This window comes from Sphingobacterium sp. UBA5639 (genome assembly GCF_002421245.1).
Lineage (GTDB): Bacteria > Bacteroidota > Bacteroidia > Sphingobacteriales > Sphingobacteriaceae > Sphingobacterium > Sphingobacterium multivorum.
This window is the reverse complement of the sequence record NZ_DIJR01000029.1, coordinates 118611-138141: the sequence shown is the minus strand read 5'-3', so window position 1 is coordinate 138141 and position 19531 is coordinate 118611. Positions and strand designations below refer to the sequence as shown.

The 19531-nt window shown below is 41.9% G+C and carries 16 protein-coding genes; 7 read left to right on the top strand and 9 right to left on the bottom strand.

Going from position 1 to position 19531, the window contains the following annotated elements:
- The first annotated feature begins 35 nt into the window (after window positions 1-35).
- The 3 genes from recG (at window position 36) to lipB (ending at window position 4598) form a co-directional block, all read left to right on the top strand.
- Window positions 36-2141 carry an ATP-dependent DNA helicase RecG gene (gene recG, locus B4Z90_RS17515; protein ID WP_112375052.1) on the top strand — a complete coding sequence of 702 codons (2106 nt, stop codon included), beginning with the start codon at window positions 36-38 and terminating at the stop codon, window positions 2139-2141.
- Between the two features lie 510 nt (window positions 2142-2651).
- Entirely contained in the window at window positions 2652-3842 is a 1191-nt protein-coding gene (gene hflX / locus B4Z90_RS17510; protein ID WP_046672676.1) for a GTPase HflX, read from the top strand.
- A gap of 60 nt (window positions 3843-3902) precedes the next feature.
- Complete coding sequence (lipB, locus tag B4Z90_RS17505; protein WP_070561330.1) at window positions 3903-4598, top strand: lipoyl(octanoyl) transferase LipB; 696 nt, start codon at window positions 3903-3905, stop codon at window positions 4596-4598.
- 183 nt (window positions 4599-4781) lie between these two features.
- Here the strand turns inward: lipB and B4Z90_RS17500 are convergent, their stop codons facing one another.
- From B4Z90_RS17500 to B4Z90_RS17490, 3 genes are all read right to left on the bottom strand, one after another.
- On the bottom strand, window positions 4782-6002 hold the full coding sequence (locus tag B4Z90_RS17500; RefSeq protein WP_204990869.1) for a hypothetical protein: 1221 nt from the start codon (window positions 6000-6002) through the stop codon (window positions 4782-4784).
- 221 nt (window positions 6003-6223) lie between these two features.
- Window positions 6224-6604 (bottom strand): hypothetical protein, encoded by a 381-nt coding sequence (locus B4Z90_RS17495; RefSeq protein ID WP_112375055.1) that lies wholly within the window; start codon window positions 6602-6604, stop codon window positions 6224-6226.
- A 26-nt stretch (window positions 6605-6630) separates the two neighbouring features.
- On the bottom strand, window positions 6631-7047 hold the full coding sequence (locus B4Z90_RS17490; protein WP_070561335.1) for a hypothetical protein: 417 nt from the start codon (window positions 7045-7047) through the stop codon (window positions 6631-6633).
- Between the two features lie 186 nt (window positions 7048-7233).
- Between B4Z90_RS17490 and B4Z90_RS17485 the strand changes: the two genes are divergently transcribed.
- Both B4Z90_RS17485 and B4Z90_RS17480 read left to right on the top strand, forming a co-directional pair.
- Window positions 7234-8469: a hypothetical protein gene (locus B4Z90_RS17485; protein ID WP_112375056.1), complete on the top strand. Its 1236-nt coding sequence runs from the start codon at window positions 7234-7236 to the stop codon at window positions 8467-8469.
- Between the two features lie 43 nt (window positions 8470-8512).
- Window positions 8513-10204 (top strand): HEPN domain-containing protein, encoded by a 1692-nt coding sequence (locus tag B4Z90_RS17480; protein WP_112375057.1) that lies wholly within the window; start codon window positions 8513-8515, stop codon window positions 10202-10204.
- 99 nt (window positions 10205-10303) lie between these two features.
- Here B4Z90_RS17480 and B4Z90_RS17475 read toward each other — a convergent pair whose 3' ends face one another.
- Window positions 10304-10942, bottom strand: a complete 639-nt coding sequence (locus B4Z90_RS17475) for an NAD-dependent epimerase/dehydratase family protein (protein WP_112375058.1) — start codon at window positions 10940-10942, stop codon at window positions 10304-10306.
- Window positions 10943-11093: 151 nt separating this feature from the next.
- Window positions 11094-12596 carry a Na+/H+ antiporter gene (locus B4Z90_RS17470; protein ID WP_286802834.1) on the bottom strand — a complete coding sequence of 501 codons (1503 nt, stop codon included), beginning with the start codon at window positions 12594-12596 and terminating at the stop codon, window positions 11094-11096.
- Window positions 12597-12770: 174 nt separating this feature from the next.
- Between B4Z90_RS17470 and B4Z90_RS17465 the strand changes: the two genes are divergently transcribed.
- Together B4Z90_RS17465 and B4Z90_RS17460 are read left to right on the top strand one after the other, a co-directional pair.
- On the top strand, window positions 12771-13142 hold the full coding sequence (locus tag B4Z90_RS17465; RefSeq protein ID WP_112375059.1) for a hypothetical protein: 372 nt from the start codon (window positions 12771-12773) through the stop codon (window positions 13140-13142).
- A gap of 2 nt (window positions 13143-13144) precedes the next feature.
- On the top strand, window positions 13145-14560 hold the full coding sequence (locus tag B4Z90_RS17460) for a PLP-dependent aminotransferase family protein (RefSeq protein ID WP_112375060.1): 1416 nt from the start codon (window positions 13145-13147) through the stop codon (window positions 14558-14560).
- A gap of 192 nt (window positions 14561-14752) precedes the next feature.
- On the opposite strand, the gene B4Z90_RS17455 is transcribed toward B4Z90_RS17460, so the two are convergent.
- From B4Z90_RS17455 to B4Z90_RS17440, 4 genes are read right to left on the bottom strand one after another with little or no spacing between them, the layout of a single operon-like run.
- Entirely contained in the window at window positions 14753-16396 is a 1644-nt protein-coding gene (locus B4Z90_RS17455; RefSeq protein ID WP_112375061.1) for a PepSY-associated TM helix domain-containing protein, read from the bottom strand.
- 6 nt (window positions 16397-16402) lie between these two features.
- On the bottom strand, window positions 16403-16681 hold the full coding sequence (locus B4Z90_RS17450; RefSeq protein WP_046672687.1) for a hypothetical protein: 279 nt from the start codon (window positions 16679-16681) through the stop codon (window positions 16403-16405).
- A gap of 10 nt (window positions 16682-16691) precedes the next feature.
- Complete coding sequence (locus tag B4Z90_RS17445; RefSeq protein ID WP_112375062.1) at window positions 16692-17024, bottom strand: hypothetical protein; 333 nt, start codon at window positions 17022-17024, stop codon at window positions 16692-16694.
- A 29-nt stretch (window positions 17025-17053) separates the two neighbouring features.
- A complete protein-coding gene (locus B4Z90_RS17440) occupies window positions 17054-19471 on the bottom strand; it encodes a TonB-dependent siderophore receptor (protein ID WP_112375063.1) in 2418 nt (805 codons plus the stop codon).
- Window positions 19472-19531: the final 60 nt, after the last annotated feature.

Here is a 19531-nt window from a genome sequence, read left to right as displayed (position 1 = left end):
CGCATAAATTTTTCGTAATTTAGCCATCAAGAAGAATGGCTGAATTACGTTTAATTACCCCGATAGAATACCTCAAAGGTGTAGGTCCACAAAAAGCAGATGTACTCAAAAAAGAGCTACAGGTATTTACCATTGGCGATCTATTGACACAATACCCTTTCCGTTATATCGACCGTACGGAGTTTCATAAAATCCGGAAACTTCATCCCGATATGATGGCTGCACAGGTGCTGGGCCGTCTGGTTTCTTTACAGCTCGTGGGCGAAAAGAGAACGAAACGTCTTGTTGGCTCATTCAAAGATGAGACAGGCTCCATGGAACTGGTCTGGTTTCAGTCCATCCCCTGGCTTCAAAAATCATTGAAAGTCGGATCCGCCTATATTATATATGGCAAGCCGAGCGAATTCAATGGCCAGCTATCCATTACCCATCCCGAAATGGATCTGTATAACCCGCAGGTAAAACAGATCGGCAATATGAGTTTACAGCCGGTTTATTCATCGACAGAAAAACTCAAAAAGTTTAATCTGGATACCAAGGGAATCCAACGCTTACAACAGACTGCATTGGAAACCGTATTCCGTAGTATTGACGAATCGCTTCCCCAGGATGTGCTTGCTAAACATGGTCTCATTTCCAGGCAACAGGCTTTTGCTTCCATCCATTTTCCAAGCGATCAAAAGGAGCTGAACCAGGCCATCAAACGCATCAAATTTGAAGAGCTATTTTTTATTCAGCTGAAGCTGCTCAACAACAAGCAGCTCAACACACAGAAATTTAGAGGCCAGCGGTTCAATAAAGTCGGTGAAAAATTCAACACGTTCTTTAACGAGCGCCTTCCATTTCCTTTAACAGGAGCGCAGAAACGCGTTGTAAAGGAAATCCGCATAGATACCAATACAGGTGCGCAGATGAACCGCCTGGTACAGGGCGATGTAGGTTCCGGGAAAACAGTTGTTGCCCTCATGAGCATGCTGCTTGCTGTCGACAATGGATTTCAGGCCTGTATGATGGCTCCTACAGAAATCCTGGCGACACAGCATTATCATGGACTAAAGCAGCTCGTGGGCGATGACATCGTCAATATCAAGCTACTTACAGGATCCACAAGCACAAAGGAACGCCGTTTGATCCACCAGGCACTGGAAGATGGCAGCTTAGATATTTTAATTGGCACCCACGCCCTGATCGAGGATAAGGTACAGTTCAAGAACCTGGGCTTCGTTGTTATTGACGAACAACACCGCTTTGGCGTGGAACAACGGGCCAAACTCTGGCGCAAGAATGTCATTCCACCGCATATGTTGGTCATGACAGCGACACCAATTCCACGCACATTGGCCATGACCATGTATGGCGACTTGGACATCTCTGTAATTGACGAATTACCTGCTGGGCGTAAACCGATTAAGACTGTTCACTTTTTTGAAAGCTCCCGTTTACGGATGTTTGGTTTTATGCGTGAGGAGATCGCCAAGGGAAGACAGGTCTATGTGGTATATCCCCTCATCAAGGAAAGCGAAAAACTGGACCTGATCTACCTTGAAGCAGGTTTGGAGAACTTACAACTTGAATTTCCATTACCACAATACAAGATCAGTATTGTTCATGGCAAGATGCCTGTAAAGGACAAGGACTTTGAGATGCAGCGCTTTGTCAAACACGAAACACAGATTATGGTTGCCACTACCGTTATCGAGGTGGGCGTTAATGTTCCCAATGCATCGGTGATGGTCATTGAAAATTCCGAACGATTTGGACTATCCCAGCTGCATCAATTACGTGGCCGTGTAGGCCGTGGTGCTGAACAGTCTTTCTGTATTCTGATGTCGGGCAATAAGCTGAGCAAAGAAGGACGATTAAGGCTGGATACCATGGTGCGTACCAATGACGGATTTGAAATTGCAGAAGTCGATCTACAGTTACGTGGCCCGGGCGACATCTCCGGCACGCAACAATCGGGTGTACTTGACCTCAAGATGGCGAATCTGGCGACAGATCAGGCATTGCTTACAGAATGCCGCAACACGGTCATTGCTATCTTCAAAGAAGACCCAACGCTACAAAGCGAAAAGAATCAGTTGCTGCGAAGCTTCCTCGCCAGAAAATCAGATGGCATTGCCTGGGACAAGATTTCTTAATCGCATGTCATTTTCGAAATAAAAAGCGGGGCCAGCAAATAAATCGATAACGTGTTTAAGTGAATAAATAGAGCGCATTGGGATCTAAAGGCCACTCGTCAACATAAATAGGATACGAATTGTTTTTATTAGTTCTTGAAGACAATTTATCTTTTTTGTATATAAAACCAAATTTATTTACTTTTGCATCATTATGAACATGATATAGAAAAATATCCCTTCTTTTACTAGGCAAAAGATGGCGACCGAACGCTTACATATTTTGAGTTGCCCTGGTAAGCAAATCACAGGAAATTTATTGGTTAATGGAGAATTATGTCATAATCGGCATCAGTCTTGTGTGGTGTACAAACGCATAAATTCTTAAATTTACCTTTTCAAACAAAAACCGGGCTTACAAGCTCATTGAAAATAATTTAAAAAGTGAACGTATAACAAGAGGTAGGCAATAGCATACATTGCAAAGCTTAATGACCTCCCTACTTCACTTGAAAGACTTAATAGTACAAAATGGCCAGAATTAAAATACACGATACAGCAATAAAACCCGAAACAGCCGTCTTGGTGAGTGTGATCACGCCAAGTGTGACGGAGACAAAAGCAAAGGAATATTTGGAGGAACTTGAATTTTTGGTACAGACTGCCGGTGGCGAGACCAAAGGCATGTTTACACAGAAACTGGGCTTCCCAGATCGCGCTACATTTGTCGGCAGTGGAAAGCTGGAAGAAATAAAAGCATACGTTGAAGCGGAGGAAATTGACATCGTTGTTTTCGACGATGAGCTTTCACCTTCGCAGCTGCGTAATATTGAGAAAGAATTGAAACGCAAGATATTGGACCGCTCCAACCTTATCCTGGACATCTTTGCCCGACATGCCAAAACTGCACAGGCAAAGACACAGGTCGAATTGGCACAGCTGCAATATCTATTACCGCGTCTGACCCGTATGTGGACCCACTTGGAACGTCAGCGCGGGGGTATTGGTATGCGTGGTCCGGGTGAGTCACAGATCGAGACCGATAGACGGATCATCCTGGACAAGATTTCCCTGTTCAAAGAACGCCTAAAAGCAATCGACAAGCAAAACGAGACACAACGAAAAAACCGTGGCGAGATGATCCGTGTAGCTTTGGTAGGTTACACCAATGTCGGAAAATCAACGATCATGAATATGATCTCCAAGTCTGATGTACTGATCGAGAATAAACTTTTCGCAACATTGGATACGACGGTACGTAAAGTTGTGATCGACAACCTTCCTTTTTTGCTTTCAGATACCGTTGGTTTTATCCGCAAACTACCGCACCATTTGGTGGAATGTTTCAAATCCACATTGGATGAAGTTCGGGAAGCCGATGTCCTGATCCATGTGGTCGACATCTCGCATCCGAATTTTGAAGATCATATCCAGGCGGTAAACGAAACATTGAAGGATCTTAAAGCACTTGACAAACCGGTGATTACAGTGTTCAACAAAATTGACCTTTATAAACCGGCCGTCGAAGAAGGACACGATGGTGAGGAAATCGAGGTCACGTTGGATGATTTTCGTAATTCCTGGATGGCAAAAAATTCTGATCCAGCAATCTTTCTATCAGCAACGAATAAAACGAATATCGAAGAGTTCAAACAAAAACTTTACGATATTATTGTGAAAATGCACAATGAACGCTACCCTTACAATAACTTATTGTATTAATTTTGACAAACAATGCTGTGAACGGGCCTTATACCTGTTCACAGCTTAATAAAATACGAAATGAACAAAGAGGTGCAGTTTCAAGATTGGGGCCTTGTCGATTATCAGGAAGCCTGGGACAGACAAGAATCCATCTTTAAGGGCGTATTGGACATCAAACATGACAATAGAGTCAATGCAACAGCAGCAAACACCCCAAATTACTTGATCTTTACAGCACATCCCCATGTTTACACCTTAGGGAAAAGCGGGCACGAGGAATACCTGCTCCTAGATGAGAAAGGACTGGAAGAGAAAGAGGCCAAATTCTACAAGATCAACCGTGGTGGCGACATTACCTATCATGGTCCGGGACAGATTGTCGGTTATCCGATACTGGATCTCGACAACTTCTTTACGGATATCCATCTGTATCTGCGTACACTGGAAGAAGCTATCATATTGACCTGTGCGGATTATGGTATCGAAGCAGGGAGATATCCCGGGTTTACGGGAGTATGGATAGAACCGGATAAACCAACTGCACGCAAGATCTGTGCAATGGGCGTGCGTGCTTCACGCTGGGTGACCATGCATGGCTTCGCATTCAATGTCAATACAGATCTTGATTATTTCGGCAACATCATTCCTTGCGGCATCGACGATAAGGATGTAACGTCTTTAAAACGGGAGCTTGGCAAAGAAGTTGATATGGAAGACGTGAAAGGGAAACTTAAAGGCCATATTGCCCAACTCTTTGAAATGCAAATAGTGTAATTTAAGTTTTCAATAACATACAAAGGCCCTTTGAAAGCGGAATTTTAATCTCCTTTCAAAGGGCCTTACTTTTTTGAGCATCCCTGTTCCTCATGGTTAATAAAACCCCTACTAAAGACACAAACGAGGGACATTTTCAGACACTTGGAGGTCTTTACGTGACCCCGACGCTATTTCCGAATATCAACAATAATACATACACTCATAGCTGGCGAGTTTCCCATCAACAAATCTGAAAATAAATAATCCTGCATCGCCATTTTGAATATAGAAAGTATGTGGCGTTGAAATCCAGTCTGCCGAAAGCAGTTCACCAAAGTGGTTTACAAAGTCTCTTTCCGCATAATTGGCATCCATCCGCTGGTCCCCCAACACAATAGCTTCACCCGCACTAAAAAATAGCTTATACAAGGTTCCGACCACTTTGCCTTTATAATTTTCTTCAAAGGCAACGATCATATTCGGTGTTTTATAATAATACCGCGGCTCCCAGCCACATTCGGGCATATCGGGGATTTCGGTAACCCCCTGCAGCGCCAGTTGCTTCATTTGTCCATCTGTGATTTTACCATCAAATAAAGACACTCCTTTCCATTCGAAATGGAAGTTTAAGGCCTTCAGTTTCTTTGCGTACACTTCGGACTGGAACTCATGTTGAAATTTATCGGCCATTAACAGTTCAAAATCGATATCAACCTTGGGGTCCACTTTTCCCGCTTTGTCGTAAGATTCCTTCCAATAGGTAAGCGCCTGTTTTAACTTGGAATACTTCGTCCAGCCGATTTCACGTAGACGGCCTGCCTGTATCAGTTCTTCCTCCTGGTCCTTCCCTTTGACAGCCAAATATTCTTTAAGGACCTTGTCATAGCTTAACTCAGCACCCAAAAATTTCATCTGAATGTACTCCGGATTTTCATGGAAGTGGTCTCCGATGTAGACCCATCCATCTGTGTAGAGCGGCACATAATCGATACATACCATTTCATTGAGCCCCGCCCTACGCACAGCGGTACTTGTGGTATTGGGTGCCTTACGCACGCGCAATTGCGAGACCTGTACATAGAAATGTGGGCATTGAGCGCCTTCGGTTCCGCGATAGAAATATTGTTGTGGTTCTCCGGCAGACCTTTTTCCATCCATGGCACTTTTCAGAGGCTGACGGTCTATAAAACCGATATCCCCATTATTCACCTGCACTTTGTAATGCGTGTTGGTGGAATCCAACAGATACACAGGTGCCTCTGTTGGAAAAACTCCCAAGAGGTCTTTATTATTTCCTGCTTCACGGAAAAGGTGCCCCCATGTTGAGGTATAAAGTGGCCGTTGACCCGCTGGCTGTCCTACTGCGTGATGCACAAACCAACTAACAAAAAAGCAGAGTATGAGTAATCCTTTTTTTGGCATAAAATTAATTCTTTGAATACATGACCAGTGGTCGCTCCATTGCGATCAACAGCAGGGAACGAGACATCAATAAATGCAACAGAAACTTTTCCTGGCTACCGGTCAAACACGCACCGTTGCAATAACGAAATTAAAACAAAAAGGAGGCCAATGAAATCACCGGAATCAGGTATCTTTTTTTTGGGCAGGAGATTGTTTGGTTTCTAAACTACGCAATGTGGCTATTTGCGCTGTAATAAACTTACCTGACCTTCCAATGAGAGGATTGTTTTTTCCTGTGCCTTGACCGTTTGCTCTAAGGCATTGACCAGCTGTTTATAAATACCAAGACCTTCGGCAGTGACATGAGCTTTTTCGGCAGGTAGAGCACTGAGAGCCCCCTTCTCATCCTTTCGCATCATAGTCCCTTCACCCATGAGCAACCAAGCTGGGCTAATGTCAGGATGTTTGGACAATATAGCCACCATAGCATCTGAACTGAGTGCAGTATTTTTCTGCCCTCCCTTAAAGTTTGCATAGGAAAGTTGCACATCTTTGAAAAATTCGGTCTTACTGATGCCTTTGGTTTCAGCGATCAGCAGCACACGTTCCTTTACATTCACTTATAGCTTTTTTAAATGTTGGCTGTTTATTTATTTCTTAACGATTTTATTTCTTGCTCTTGAATTGACAATAATCGCTCCAACGAAATAATTGTCTTCTCCTGAGATTTAATTGTGATATTTTGTGACGATATAACCTGTCTTAAGGAGTTGACAACGGCATTAGTAACGCCCTCAATTTCATTTGTCACATAACCCTCCTTTTCTTCTTCCTGAGCAAGAACGGGCTTTAGCATCTCACCTTCGCCTTTTAACAACCATTCGGAAGAATATGCAGGATATTTTTCAACAATACTAACTAACCATTTCGCCTGTACATCTGTATTGTTGGTTAAGGCACGTGTAAATACTCCTCTACTAGCTCCAACGGCAGTTTCAAAGGCTGTCACGCTCAGTCCTTCTCGATCTGCAATAACTTTAATTCTCGTTAAAAAAGAACTCATAATCAATAATTATCAATATAAAATTTGATTAATTGAAAATTAGTGTTTAAATTAGCTTAACTATTGATAATTATAAACACATCATTCACCAAAAACTAACAAATGAAACCAACAGGGCTATAGATCAGTGCACAGATCATTATGAACCCAAGCAGCAGTTTCATCAACTTTAAAACATATAATCTGATGAAAAATACGCAAAAGAAACTAAAAGCGAAACATTTTCGCTATTTAACCCAAGAACACATCGACGATCCGATGAAATATCTCATTGGGTTCTTTGAAAGCGAAACATCCATACGTGACTGGTTAGCGGACCTAAATACGCTAATTAACGCGGCTTCAAACGCAAAGATGAACCCACCACGTTCCTCTACCGGATATCTCACTAGAAAATTAATTGAACAGGTGGAATTGGCCTATGTTATTTTTAGGAAATGTAAACTAAAAACAATAGAACAACCGCTGAAGTTCAACAAAGGCGTTTCAGACTACTGGAATCAGCTATTAGCAATAGACTCATCGGCAAGCAATATTGATACTGCAGCAGACAGCATTAGCCGTTTTTTTTCTTACGAGTCTTTACAACAATGGTACAGCATTCTTGATGATTTATGGATAAGTTTAGGAGACCGAGATAACGGCTTTTTAGGCAACAACGGCCATGAAATTCTTGCTGTAAAAGAATTCTTACTACGTCTAGCTGCTGCTCTCGGAAAGATCTATGAAGATGCAATTCTGCCGAATACCCCTGAATCTTATCAGGAAAAAAATGTAAAGAGCGAAATTTCTGAAAATTTAGCGGAAGAAACTCCAACATCTGAAAAAATCAACACGTTGACAGGTGAAATAAAGAAAAGTCCACAAAAGACCGAGACCCTCCAAAAAATCAAAAACATTTTGGGAGGAGAAGATCTACAGGACTGGCAAGCATTCATTAACAGCCTATATATATCAGCAGAGAGGGACTTTAAAAGCTGGGATAATGCGTTCAAAGTATATATTCCTGAAAGTAGATTTTGGCTATTTACCCAGTCAATAACACTCTTAGATATTTTATACGAGGAAGTCTTTTGGTTTGTTGATAGAGATGCAGAAATAGCATTAACTCCACGCCGAGAGGTCTCCTTATATTATATATTCCGGGACAAAAATACAATTGGAAATTTCACAGCTCTATCACTACTGGAAGCGAGTTATCCAGAGTACTATCTCATTAAAATGCTATTTACCTATCCAATTTTCGATTGGCGCGACAACCTTACAGATCTCATGCACAGAGGATTCGTATTGAACAAAGGCACAGTATACTATGGGGATCTGGATATCCCTGAATTCCTCCTCAACTTTCAAAAATTGATTGAGCTCTGCTATCTCCTTACCAATAAAGATGAAATAAAATTTACCAAGGCGATCGCTTAGGAAATTTGTAAAACTAAATACAACCATTTATTCAACCCATATTATGAATACCGATATTAACCCTATTATCGAGGCAATCCTTCGTGCTGTTGCTGTCGATGAAATCTACCAATGGACTTTTGACCACGATGGTAAAAAGTATCAGATGCTACAGGTCAATCTTACCTCAAATGCCGGAATTCGATTTTCCGACGCCAACAGTCTGATAAACAAAACTGTTGGCTCCTATCCCAATGTGTATATCAATGTGAACTTCACGCACGAAATACAACAAAAAGTGGATCAAGGTTTAGGCCGGGCCTATCTTATTTGCCAACCTGAAAACCGCATTTATCAGAATCCTGTGCAAGAGATTCCCCTTGTCTTACCCAATAATAAAAGTGATGAAGTCATCGAAAAAACACGGACATATATCGAAAAGGAAAAGAGCAAGATTCGATCTTTTATTGATGGCTACAATTTCTATTTTGAGCATAAAAATTATGCACACGCAGCATTCATGCTACATCAAGCTTTGGAGCTTGCATTTCGAACATCCGAAAATATCCTCGTTGTTGAGGATAAGAAGTCCCATTCCTTAAAAAACCATATAAACTATCTCAGAGCTTTCGACGATCGCCTCGGTACACTAGCCGATAATAACGAAAAAAAACAAGCTTTGGAGAAAATTAACAAGGCTTACATCGACTATCGATATCACTTTGATTATTTTATCGATGAAGATGTATTAGAAACAGCCTATCAGATTGCGATCAATACATTAAACTGGATATACGATTATTCCAATCTTCTCTACGAAGAAATAAGGGTAAAACTAACCATTCTTCAAAATAGTAATAACGAAGTTGAAAATTACAAAAATAACAATGATATATACAAAAAAAATTATTGTAACTCCAATTTTCGGGATCTTATTCTTAATGCAATTGAATGTTATTGTACACCTGCTTTGGTTGCTTGTTTTGGTTATGACTCTGATTATCACAGACACCATAATGCGCTCCAAAGAGCCAAAAAGGACCACATCACCCATTCCTACTATATTTTTGTTGCTTATGAGACTTTAAATGGCGAACTCAATAATTTAACACAATTCATTGCGGATATGCTTCCCAACAATGTGTCGCTCACGCTGGCCCTGGAAAACTCAGCCGTTTTCAGCAAACAGTTTTCAAAGGGTCATCCCTTTTTTCTTTCACTCCTGAAAGCAGGTGACATCTGGTTGCAAAATACATCCATGGCCAATATCGATCTGGAAAGCATCGTTGCCCCACAGCTAAATCTAGATTATGTACGTCAACAATGGAAGACGCGCTATAATAATGCGCGCACATTATACTTGCCTTATGAGGAATACTGCTCGGCAATAAGTATAGAGGCAGTATATTTTATGCTATCTCAAGCGCTGGAACAAGTTTGTCTTGGCGTAATCAATACCGTACTTCAATACAAACCGCAACGGGTCAACCTTACTTTCCTCATGCAACTCTGCAAATTGATAGTTCCTGATGCCTACTTCATTTTTTGCTTGGATCATCAAGATCAGCTTAACGCCTTCAAAAACATTACGGAAGCACAGCAGGAATTTAGATATAATGCAAATTATAAAGGAAATCCACTAACAATTATAGAATTGCAAAAACGCACAAAAACGTTTATAGAAAGGTGTAACCAAGAGATGGAAAGCTATTTCGAGAAAATTTCTAGCCAACAGCTGGTCGAACAAGTTGAATAGAAGGCCGATTATGAAGGAATAAACCAATTATAATTATGTCAAATAATTTGCAAATAATCAGGATTATTCAGATTACTACATAAATATTTAACAAAGCGGTCAAGCAAGGGCCCGAATATCTTTAATCTCCAATATATTCTTAACGTTATCTCTTTCCACGGCATGTATCATGGCACGTCCGACTTCATGTAGGGAAAGTACTGCTGAAGGGGCAAAAAATTTGATTATTTTGGCCACAAAAGCAAAGGGATTGGCATGCTTTTGCCCTGCAACAGTCGTCATTGCTCCTGGTCTAAAGTTATACTCCTTTTTGAACGGTAATTTGGCAAGATCATTCTCTGTTTTACCCTTAACCCTAGCCCACATCACTTTGCCTTGCTCCGTACTATCGGTGCTTCCTCCGGAAACATAAATAAAACTGATCTCCGAATTGATTTCCAGCAGGGACTTTGCAAAAGCTAGTGTTGTATCATAAGTAATATAACGGTACTTGTCTTCTTTCATTCCCACAGAACTCACGCCAGCACAGTAAAAGCAGGCATCATAGCCCGCAATCGCATCTCTAAATAGCGAAAGTTTAGTAAAGTCTTCGACCAAAAGTTCCTTTAATTTTGGATGCTGAATGGCAGCAGTCCGGCGGGAAATGCTCAGCAAGGCTGTTACCTTTTCATTTTGTAGACATTCCAGCAAAACGCCTTCGCCAACCATTCCGGTGGCTCCTGTTATAATTACCTTCATATTTCAGCATGGCTCCTCATTGGAACCTTTAGTTAAAAATACATTATTGCCCTGAGGCATTTATAAAATTCTATGACTAAATCCGCCGCAACCGCTCTTCTTCCAAGTCCAGTTGATATAACTGCGAACGAACAATCCCCTCGTCAATGGTCTACTCGCAGTTTAGCTTCTGAAGATACTCCCTTTGTACATCCAAAAGCTCCATAAATATCACTTTCGTTTTTTCATTCATCCACGAATCATCGGCCGCATTCACCTTTTCCTCCCAATGTTTCAAAATGCGGTCCATAACATCACGATTGTGCAGCTCTTTCTCATGTTTATCTTTTAGAAATTGGTAAACATGATGTTTCAACCCTTGCTTCATGCGACTACGGACCTGCTCTTCGGGCTCTTCTCCAAAAGTTTCAAATAGTCTAGTCCTTTTGATTAAGTAGGGTAAAGTAAGCCCTTGTATCAAGAGCGTGGATAAGATCACGACAAAGGTGATGAATAAGATCAGGTTTCGCTGCGGAATATCCACACCATTCATAACGACAGGAATGGATAATGCTGCTGCCAATGACACCACACCACGCATGCCGGTCCAGCCCAACAAAAGAGGCATTAGAAAACGCTGTTTGGTAGATCTCGATCTTGGCGCCACACCCGGGCGAAAAATAAGGGTAGCAATCATGGCTGCATACGAGCTGATAATACGAGCAAGGATCAATACTCCCGTTACCAAAAGACCGTACCCGATGGCTTCTAACAGCGACGTTCCATTGGACCGCAAACCCGCAACAATCTCCGGAAGATCTAATCCAATAATAAAAAATATGATACCGTTCAGGATAAATACAAAACTCTCCCAGACACTCAGCCCCCGCACCCGGCTCGTACTATTGAGAAATGTCAGCCGCTGACCGGACATCAAAAGGCCACCGGCAACGACAGCCAACACCCCTGAGCTATGAAATTGCTCTGCGATCCAATACATAAAGTAAGGTTCAATCAAGGTAAGTGCAATATCCGAGGGCGCATCTGTCGGTAGACGCTTGTGTGCCTGTATAAAAAACCAACCCAATAACAGGCCAATACCCACACCACCGACCAGCATCCAGATAAAGGATACCGCAGCTTGTCCCCATACAAATTGACCTGTCCCAACAGCAATAAGAGCAAAACGTACAATGATCAAGGAAGAAGCATCATTTAATAGGCTTTCGCCTTCCAGGATCGCAGAAGTAGCTTTGGGAACTTTCACAAATTTCATAATCGCTCCTGTGCTGACAGCATCTGGCGGTGACACAATGCCTCCCAGCAGAAAGCCCAACGCTAGTGTAAACCCCGGTATATAATAATTGGCAACAACCGCGACAGAAAGTGCCGTAAAGAATACAACCAAGAAGGCAAAACTCCCGATAATACGCCACCATTTCTTCATCTCCTTAAACGAAATTGACCAAGAAGCCTCGCAAAGCAAGGGCGGTAGAAAAATGAGAAAGATGACGTCCGGATCAATCGTCACTACGGGCAAAGTGGGAATAAAACTAATGAATAGCCCCGCCAGAACCAAGAGAATGGGATAGGCTACCCGTAGTTTGGTCGCCCACATTTCGATCAATACGATGATCGCAATCATTGCGATAAATAAAGGAAATAAGCTGTGCATACTACTTCATAATCTATAGATCCGGAGATATCCTTTTCGTAGTGTAAAGATCTCAAATGGAAATTACAAAAATCACCGGGCAACCTAATTTTTTTCTGTACCCCTATTTTAACGGCACTCTGTACCTAAACAGCATCCTGTACCCTTCTTAAATTAGCAAAAAGATTTATTCTTATGGCGACAACTGCACATCAACCGTATCTGATCAGACAAGTGGATCTTTCTGATTTAGCGCTTATCAAAGAAATACAAAACAAAAAGCAGGTAGATACAGCACGCATAAGCATGCCTTTCCTGGTGCTCGACCAAGGCAATCAATTAAAAGCCTTTTCGTCTGTAATACTCTGCAGAAAGAATTTACTGTCGGTCGAAATGACCTACGACGGTCCTATTTCGGATACGCTTTCCAACGTATTTATGAACAAAGCGCAATCCTTCTTTGAGCAACAGTTGATGAACCTATTTGGTTCGGAAGAATCGCTCAGAAAAGGAATCCGCCGATATAATAACTGGTTAAATCAAAACAGAAACAGTAAATTAGCATAAGGATGGAACAGCAACTGTTATATAAAAAAATAGCCAATATTGTTGAAAACCAGATCAAAAATGGTTCCTTGGTCTATGGCGATCGTTTACCTTCTGTCCGCAGCGCTCAGAAATTATACAATGTAAGTTTAAATACGGCAAAAAGTGCCTATATGGAACTAGAGAGTCGATCGCTCATTGAATCACGCCCCAAATCAGGCTATTTCGTTAGCCGATCCGGGCTTCGTCGGATGGCTATCCCGTCCATTTCTACCTTCAAAATCGACGAAAAGAAACAAGATCCCGCGGCATTGATCGATAAAGTTTTCCACTCCCTGGAAGACAAGGAAATTACACGCTTTTCACTGGGTTTACCCAGTGCATCATTACTTCCGATTCAGAAACTTAATCGATGCATTATAGAGTCGGTTCATGAGCTGCATGATTACGGTGATCAATATGGACAGGTACAGGGAAGTCCGAGCTTACGGAAAGAAATTGCCAAATGGTCATTGGTACTTGAGGGAAAAATAAGTGACGAGGATCTTATTATCACGTCGGGCGCCATGAATGCCATCTACAGCTGCCTTCGTGCCGTCACTAAACCCGGCGACACCATAGCGGTAGAAAGCCCCCTTTACTTTGGCTTTATTCAGGCTTTTCAACTACTGGGCCTCAAAACCATCGAGATTCCGACCCACCCTATTACGGGAATTGAATTGGATGCCCTGAAAAAAGTTATTCATAAAATTGATGTCTGTTGTTTTGTCACCAACTTTAGCAATCCATTGGGCGCACTCATGCCTGAGGAGCACAAGAAAGAGCTTGTCAAACTGCTCGCACACCACCATATTCCATTGATTGAAGAGGACCTATATGGAAACATCTATTTCGGTTCGTCACGGCCCAAACCATGCAAATATTTTGACGAAGAGGGACTGGTGATGTGGTGTGGATCATTTACCAAAGTATTAGCCCCAAGTTTTCGGCTCGGTTGGGTTGAGCCCGGGCAATACAAAGATAAGATCCTAAAACAAAAGCTCATACAAACGATTTCGCAGCCTGCAATTTACCAGGAAGCTGTTTCCAAATTCTTGCAGATCGGCCGGTACGACCATCACCTCAATAGCTTCAGAAAAAAACTGTACAGCAATTATGTCAATTTTAGAAACAGCATTGAGGCCCATTTTCCGGAAAATACCAAAATGTCGCAGCCCGAAGGTGGCTTTGTACTTTGGTTAGAGCTGGACAAAAAGATAGACTCAACGGTGCTCTACGATTATGCGCTTAGGCAAAAGTTGAGTTTTGCTCCGGGAAGGATGTTTACACAGCACGATCAGTTTAAGAACTGTATTCGGCTAAACTATGCTGTGGACTGGAACGAAAAGACAGCACAGGATCTGATGCGCCTCGGCCGATTTTTTAAGGCTGTATTGTAAGAGGAAATTTCCGCGATCATCAGTATGGTATCCTTGGATAAGAATTGCTCTGCGCCATGAGGCGTTGTCTACCAGGATCTGACCTTAAAGGTATTTAAGCCGTACCCTATAAACGTTCCAAGGGCACCTTGTGAGCACCCTTGGAATCAAAAAACAAAGTGTATACACTTCGCAGAGAGAAAAGAATCTTTGTTAACGAATCGTCTCAAAGAATTTTTTAGTCTTGTTATAGGCGATTACACCAATTATACCGATCATCAGCCATAAAAAGTCGACGACGAAAATATCCCGCTGTCCATTGCGGAAGGTATCCCAGATCCAGTTACCAGTCATAAAACCATTGGCAAGTGGAATAAAAAATGCCAATATGCTTCCAACCAGCAATGTTTCGCGATTGGTTCTGCGTATGCTTCTCCGGATAATGTAATACAGTGAAAATAGGAGCCAGCTATAGAAATAAACGCGGTATATAAAATCCTGATTGACCTCAGGGCTCAATTTAATAGCAATGAAAGTCAATGCAGTGACAGGTAACATCGTCAAACATATTGCCGTGAAAATATTGGCCGCCCAGAAATTGAATTTTCGTTTTCGTGGAATTACGTTGTTTTTGTCACGCGCTACCAACCAGATCAATATACCCGAGATAATAACAAGACACCCCATAACTCCCAAAATAAAGTACACCATCTTGAGCGGATAGCCTCCATAATCGCCATAATGCAACCGGTATATAATGCTGCGCACCCCATCTGCATAGCTAGCATCGCTAACTGGTGATTTCTCGGCAACAACTTTATTGTCGGCCGCTCGCACAGACAACAGCCCCGATCCAGCAAAGCTTTTGTTAAAATGCGGTTCCAGCTCCATGATAACATGCATATTGGAGTCTGCGTAGTTTTTGATCGTAATACGCTGAAAATCGGCTTCCGGCCATTTGTGTTTTGCCAGATCTAAAAATGGAGCGATATTAATGTCTGCATTTAAAGGTTTGTAGGTATAAGGAAAATTGGTTTCGGCACTAACCCCCATCTCCTGATACATTTTTTGCTGATCACCATCATACAACAACTTGCTCAGCGGCAAAGCGAGTACTGAATTGATGATCAAGAACGTACCTGTTACCGCGAAGATAAATTGAAACGGAAAACCAATGACGCCCAATGCGGTGTGCATATCGGTCCATACCGTTTTCCATTTACTGAAGGGTCTGAACACAAAGAAATTTGAGACGATCTTATCCCAATGCAGCAATAACCCGGTAATAAGGGCAAACAGAAAAATAAAAGCGGTAATACCTGCAATAAGATAACCAAATGGCGCTATGCCTACCCGAATCGGCACCTGATTGAGCTGGGCCAAGAAATGCAAACGAAATAAAAACTCGCCCATATCGTAATTCTGCACATAGTCTCCAGCCTTTTTATTGGCAAAATTATAGGTAAAGTTCTTTGAATCATCATCTCCACCCCTTCTGCGGCTATTCTTTTTTGCAGCTTTTTGTTCAGGCGTGATCTTCGCCAGGTTTTCTTTATTGAGTATACTATCGTTGGATGCACTCAAGCCCAAGTAGGCTGAAGTCCCTTCCCGGTGCATATAAAAGGTAATATCGCGTCCATGCAAATTTGTTTGTCCTCTGAGTGAGTCGAGCAAATGATCAACGTTTTTATGATCTTCGCGATAGGCCTTATACGACGTGTTATTCTGCCAGGCAGCGATTTCGTTTCTAAAAAATGCAAATGATCCCGCAAAAAATATCACATAGAGGATGGCGCAGATGATAATGCCGCTAATGGTATGTGTATTGAAGTAAATATTATAATTTCGGTTATTCATGATGACTTACAGTTTGAAGAAATAGGGCAGGGAGAAAAGGACAGCCAACACTAAATATATCCCCCATATTTTCCATCCACTCTTAGCAAGAAAGGCCAATAAGAGCAGTACTGCCCATAGGAGATAGCCCGTGAAGCAAGCCGTGGCAACAACATCCTTTTTCTCAAAAATATGAGTGACCAACACGTGGAAAGAGATCATGACGACATAACCACCGATAAATCCGGCTGTAATTTTCAGGAATCGCTGAAATGGCGTACTGAGGTATTTTTTATTAGCAGGCATATTTAATCGGTTAAGAAATCAATAATTCAACACAAAGGCTAAATACATACAATCCCATAATTGGGTATAATTTGAAATAGCGATAAGGATTTAATAGGACCACAAGACACATCATGCACATGAAATAGGCAAAAAAAGCAAAAAAACCTGCTCCAAAGCCTTGCAGATAAAGAACAGCTATAAATGGAAAGATCAATAGCAGCATGCTCAATGTGCGCACAAACTTCGTTTGTGCGCACAATTTTTCGAGCCATTGTGGTCTAGGGCCAAACTTCACCTTTTTGCTCGTGTTGTAAAAAAGATAGGCTCCCATGAGTATAACGATTAACAGTGTACTATACATCGATTCTATAATTTATCTGGATCGGTCCGTTAAAATTTATAGGTCACTCCCATGCGGAAGTTACGTCTGGCTTCGACGATATAGGAATAATAATCCACACCACCGAGCTTCTGAACGGCCGCACTTGCTTTGGAGATCGATCCAGCAGTCAGCAATTTGCGGTTGTCCAACACATTATTGATTACGACCGAAATGGCATACTTCCCTTTTTGATAGCTGATGCCTGCATCGGTACGCAGATAATTCTTGAAATTACTTTCTTTTGTTGTCCCAACTGCACGGTCAAACATTCCCTGAACACTTCCCATAAAGCCAAGTCCACGCACTTTCCCATCCTGAATACGATAGGATACAAATGCATTGGCTGTATGTTTGGCCGTATTCGGAGTGATATTACCTATATTTTCTTCTTTGGTATCTTTGGAGATCTTCGAATCTGTCAAGGCATAATTTGCATTCACATTCAGCCCCTTAATAATTTCACCGGTGACATCAAATTCGATACCCTTGCTTCTGGTTTCTCCCAATTGGGTCTGGAATGACACACCATTAACGACGTGACTCGGATCGGGGTCAGCTACCAGCGCATTTTTACGGGCAATAGTGTAGGCACTTAACGTGGAGATCCATTTTCCACCCATCCACTCTTTCTTAACACCTGCTTCTAAATCATTTCCGCGTATTGGTTTGAAAGCATTACCTTCCCAGTCGGTACCAGCGACAGGAACAAAAGATTGATCAAACAAGCCATATACACTCATGGATTTATCGATCGAATAGCTCAACCCTACCCTCGGCGTAAATGCTTTATCGGTTCTGTCAGCTACAGACGTTTTTCCTATGGTCTCATTAATTGTATAGCGTAAGCCAAGCGATAAACGCAATTTCTCTTCCAGGAACGCCAATTCATCGTGCGCGTAGAATGACATATAGTTTGTTGAAGTCACGTAGTTGCTACCGCCCGCACGGACCTTTACACTCTGCGAACGATCCAGCGTAGGGAATACACTGCCTGGAATACCGTATTTAGGATCATAGACGTTGAGCGGAGCTGAAGGAATCGAATCTAAAATCGTTCTAAAATCGCCCCAGAACTTCTTATTACCATAGTCGGCTCCCACCAAAATCCGATGACGAACGCTTCCGGTATATTCTTCTCCGTTTAAAGAAACCTGACCAAAACTATTTTCACCATGTTCGTCGGCAATACTGTAATAACGTGGCATATCGCCATTGGCTTTCATGTAATTCAGCCATGTACTGGTGGCTTTCATATCAAAATTGAAATAGGCCATCTGTGCATGCAATTTCCAGTTTTCGTTTAGTTTGCGATCCAGGTAAATATAGGCACTATGGTCTTTTAGCTTTCCGGGCTCCATGGAGGGATCACCATAGAAGAAGTCATTGGCAATACCCGGATCGGCAAATCCTTTGGGTGAGAACGTATAATTACCATTTGATAGGTAGGTAGACCCTTGGTAGGTGTATTCAAATGTTAAGTTCGTCAAAGAATCTACTTTATAGGTAACCACTGGCGCTATAACAAGACGGTTACTGTAATTATATTTTGTAAAAAAATCTTTTTGTTGTCCGGCCACATTCAGACGGTAAAGCAGTTTGCCATCTTTGCGCAATTTACCATCCAAGTCAACGGCAGCGCGATAGGTACTGAAGCTCCCTGTATTCAGGGTAACAGACCCCTTGGTATTACCGGTAGGTTTTTTTGTTACCACATTATAAAAGCCGCCAGGTTCGCCATTGGCAAGCATAAAACCGGCTGGTCCTTTTACAAATTCGATCCGTTCGATCATACTTGCATCTTCGGCTGTAGGCCCCCAAGAAGCTTCAATGTTCATCCCATTACGGAATGCAGGGATCTTAGAGCCACGCATACGGATATTGGCATATTGGTTGTCCCAATGGCCCTGACGTGTTGCGCCACTAACATTACGCGTAATACCATCAACAATGTCGAAAACCTGTTGATCTGCCATTAAATCGGAAGAAATAACCTGTATATTTTGAGGCAGCTCTAGGATTGGTGTTTTAAGGCGTAACGATCCGGAGATACTGTCAAACTTATAATGCTCATAGTATTTACCATAAACCGCAACTTCGTCAATAGCTTGCGATTGGTCCTTTAAGATAATGGGACCAAGGTTTGCCGTCTCATCTGTTACGTTCACTTCCATCGTATGCTTACCGTAACCGATCGCTTTAATCTCGATATGGTAGGTTTTGGATGAAAGCTTATGAAAAGCGAAATGCCCCTCACTATCTGTGCTGGTGGTCACACCTGTATTAGTTAATTTTACTGTCGCTCCTGTGATAGGTTCGGATTTTTCATTGATAAGAATTCCTTCAATGACTTTGTTCGTCTGTGCTTGTGCAACAGAAAAGACCGAACTAATCATAGGAATAGCCAAAAAGGATAAAGTTTTATTCATGAATGTAGTATGGTAGATGTTTTATTATAGTAGATTTTTCTTAGATATTTTTTTTGTAAG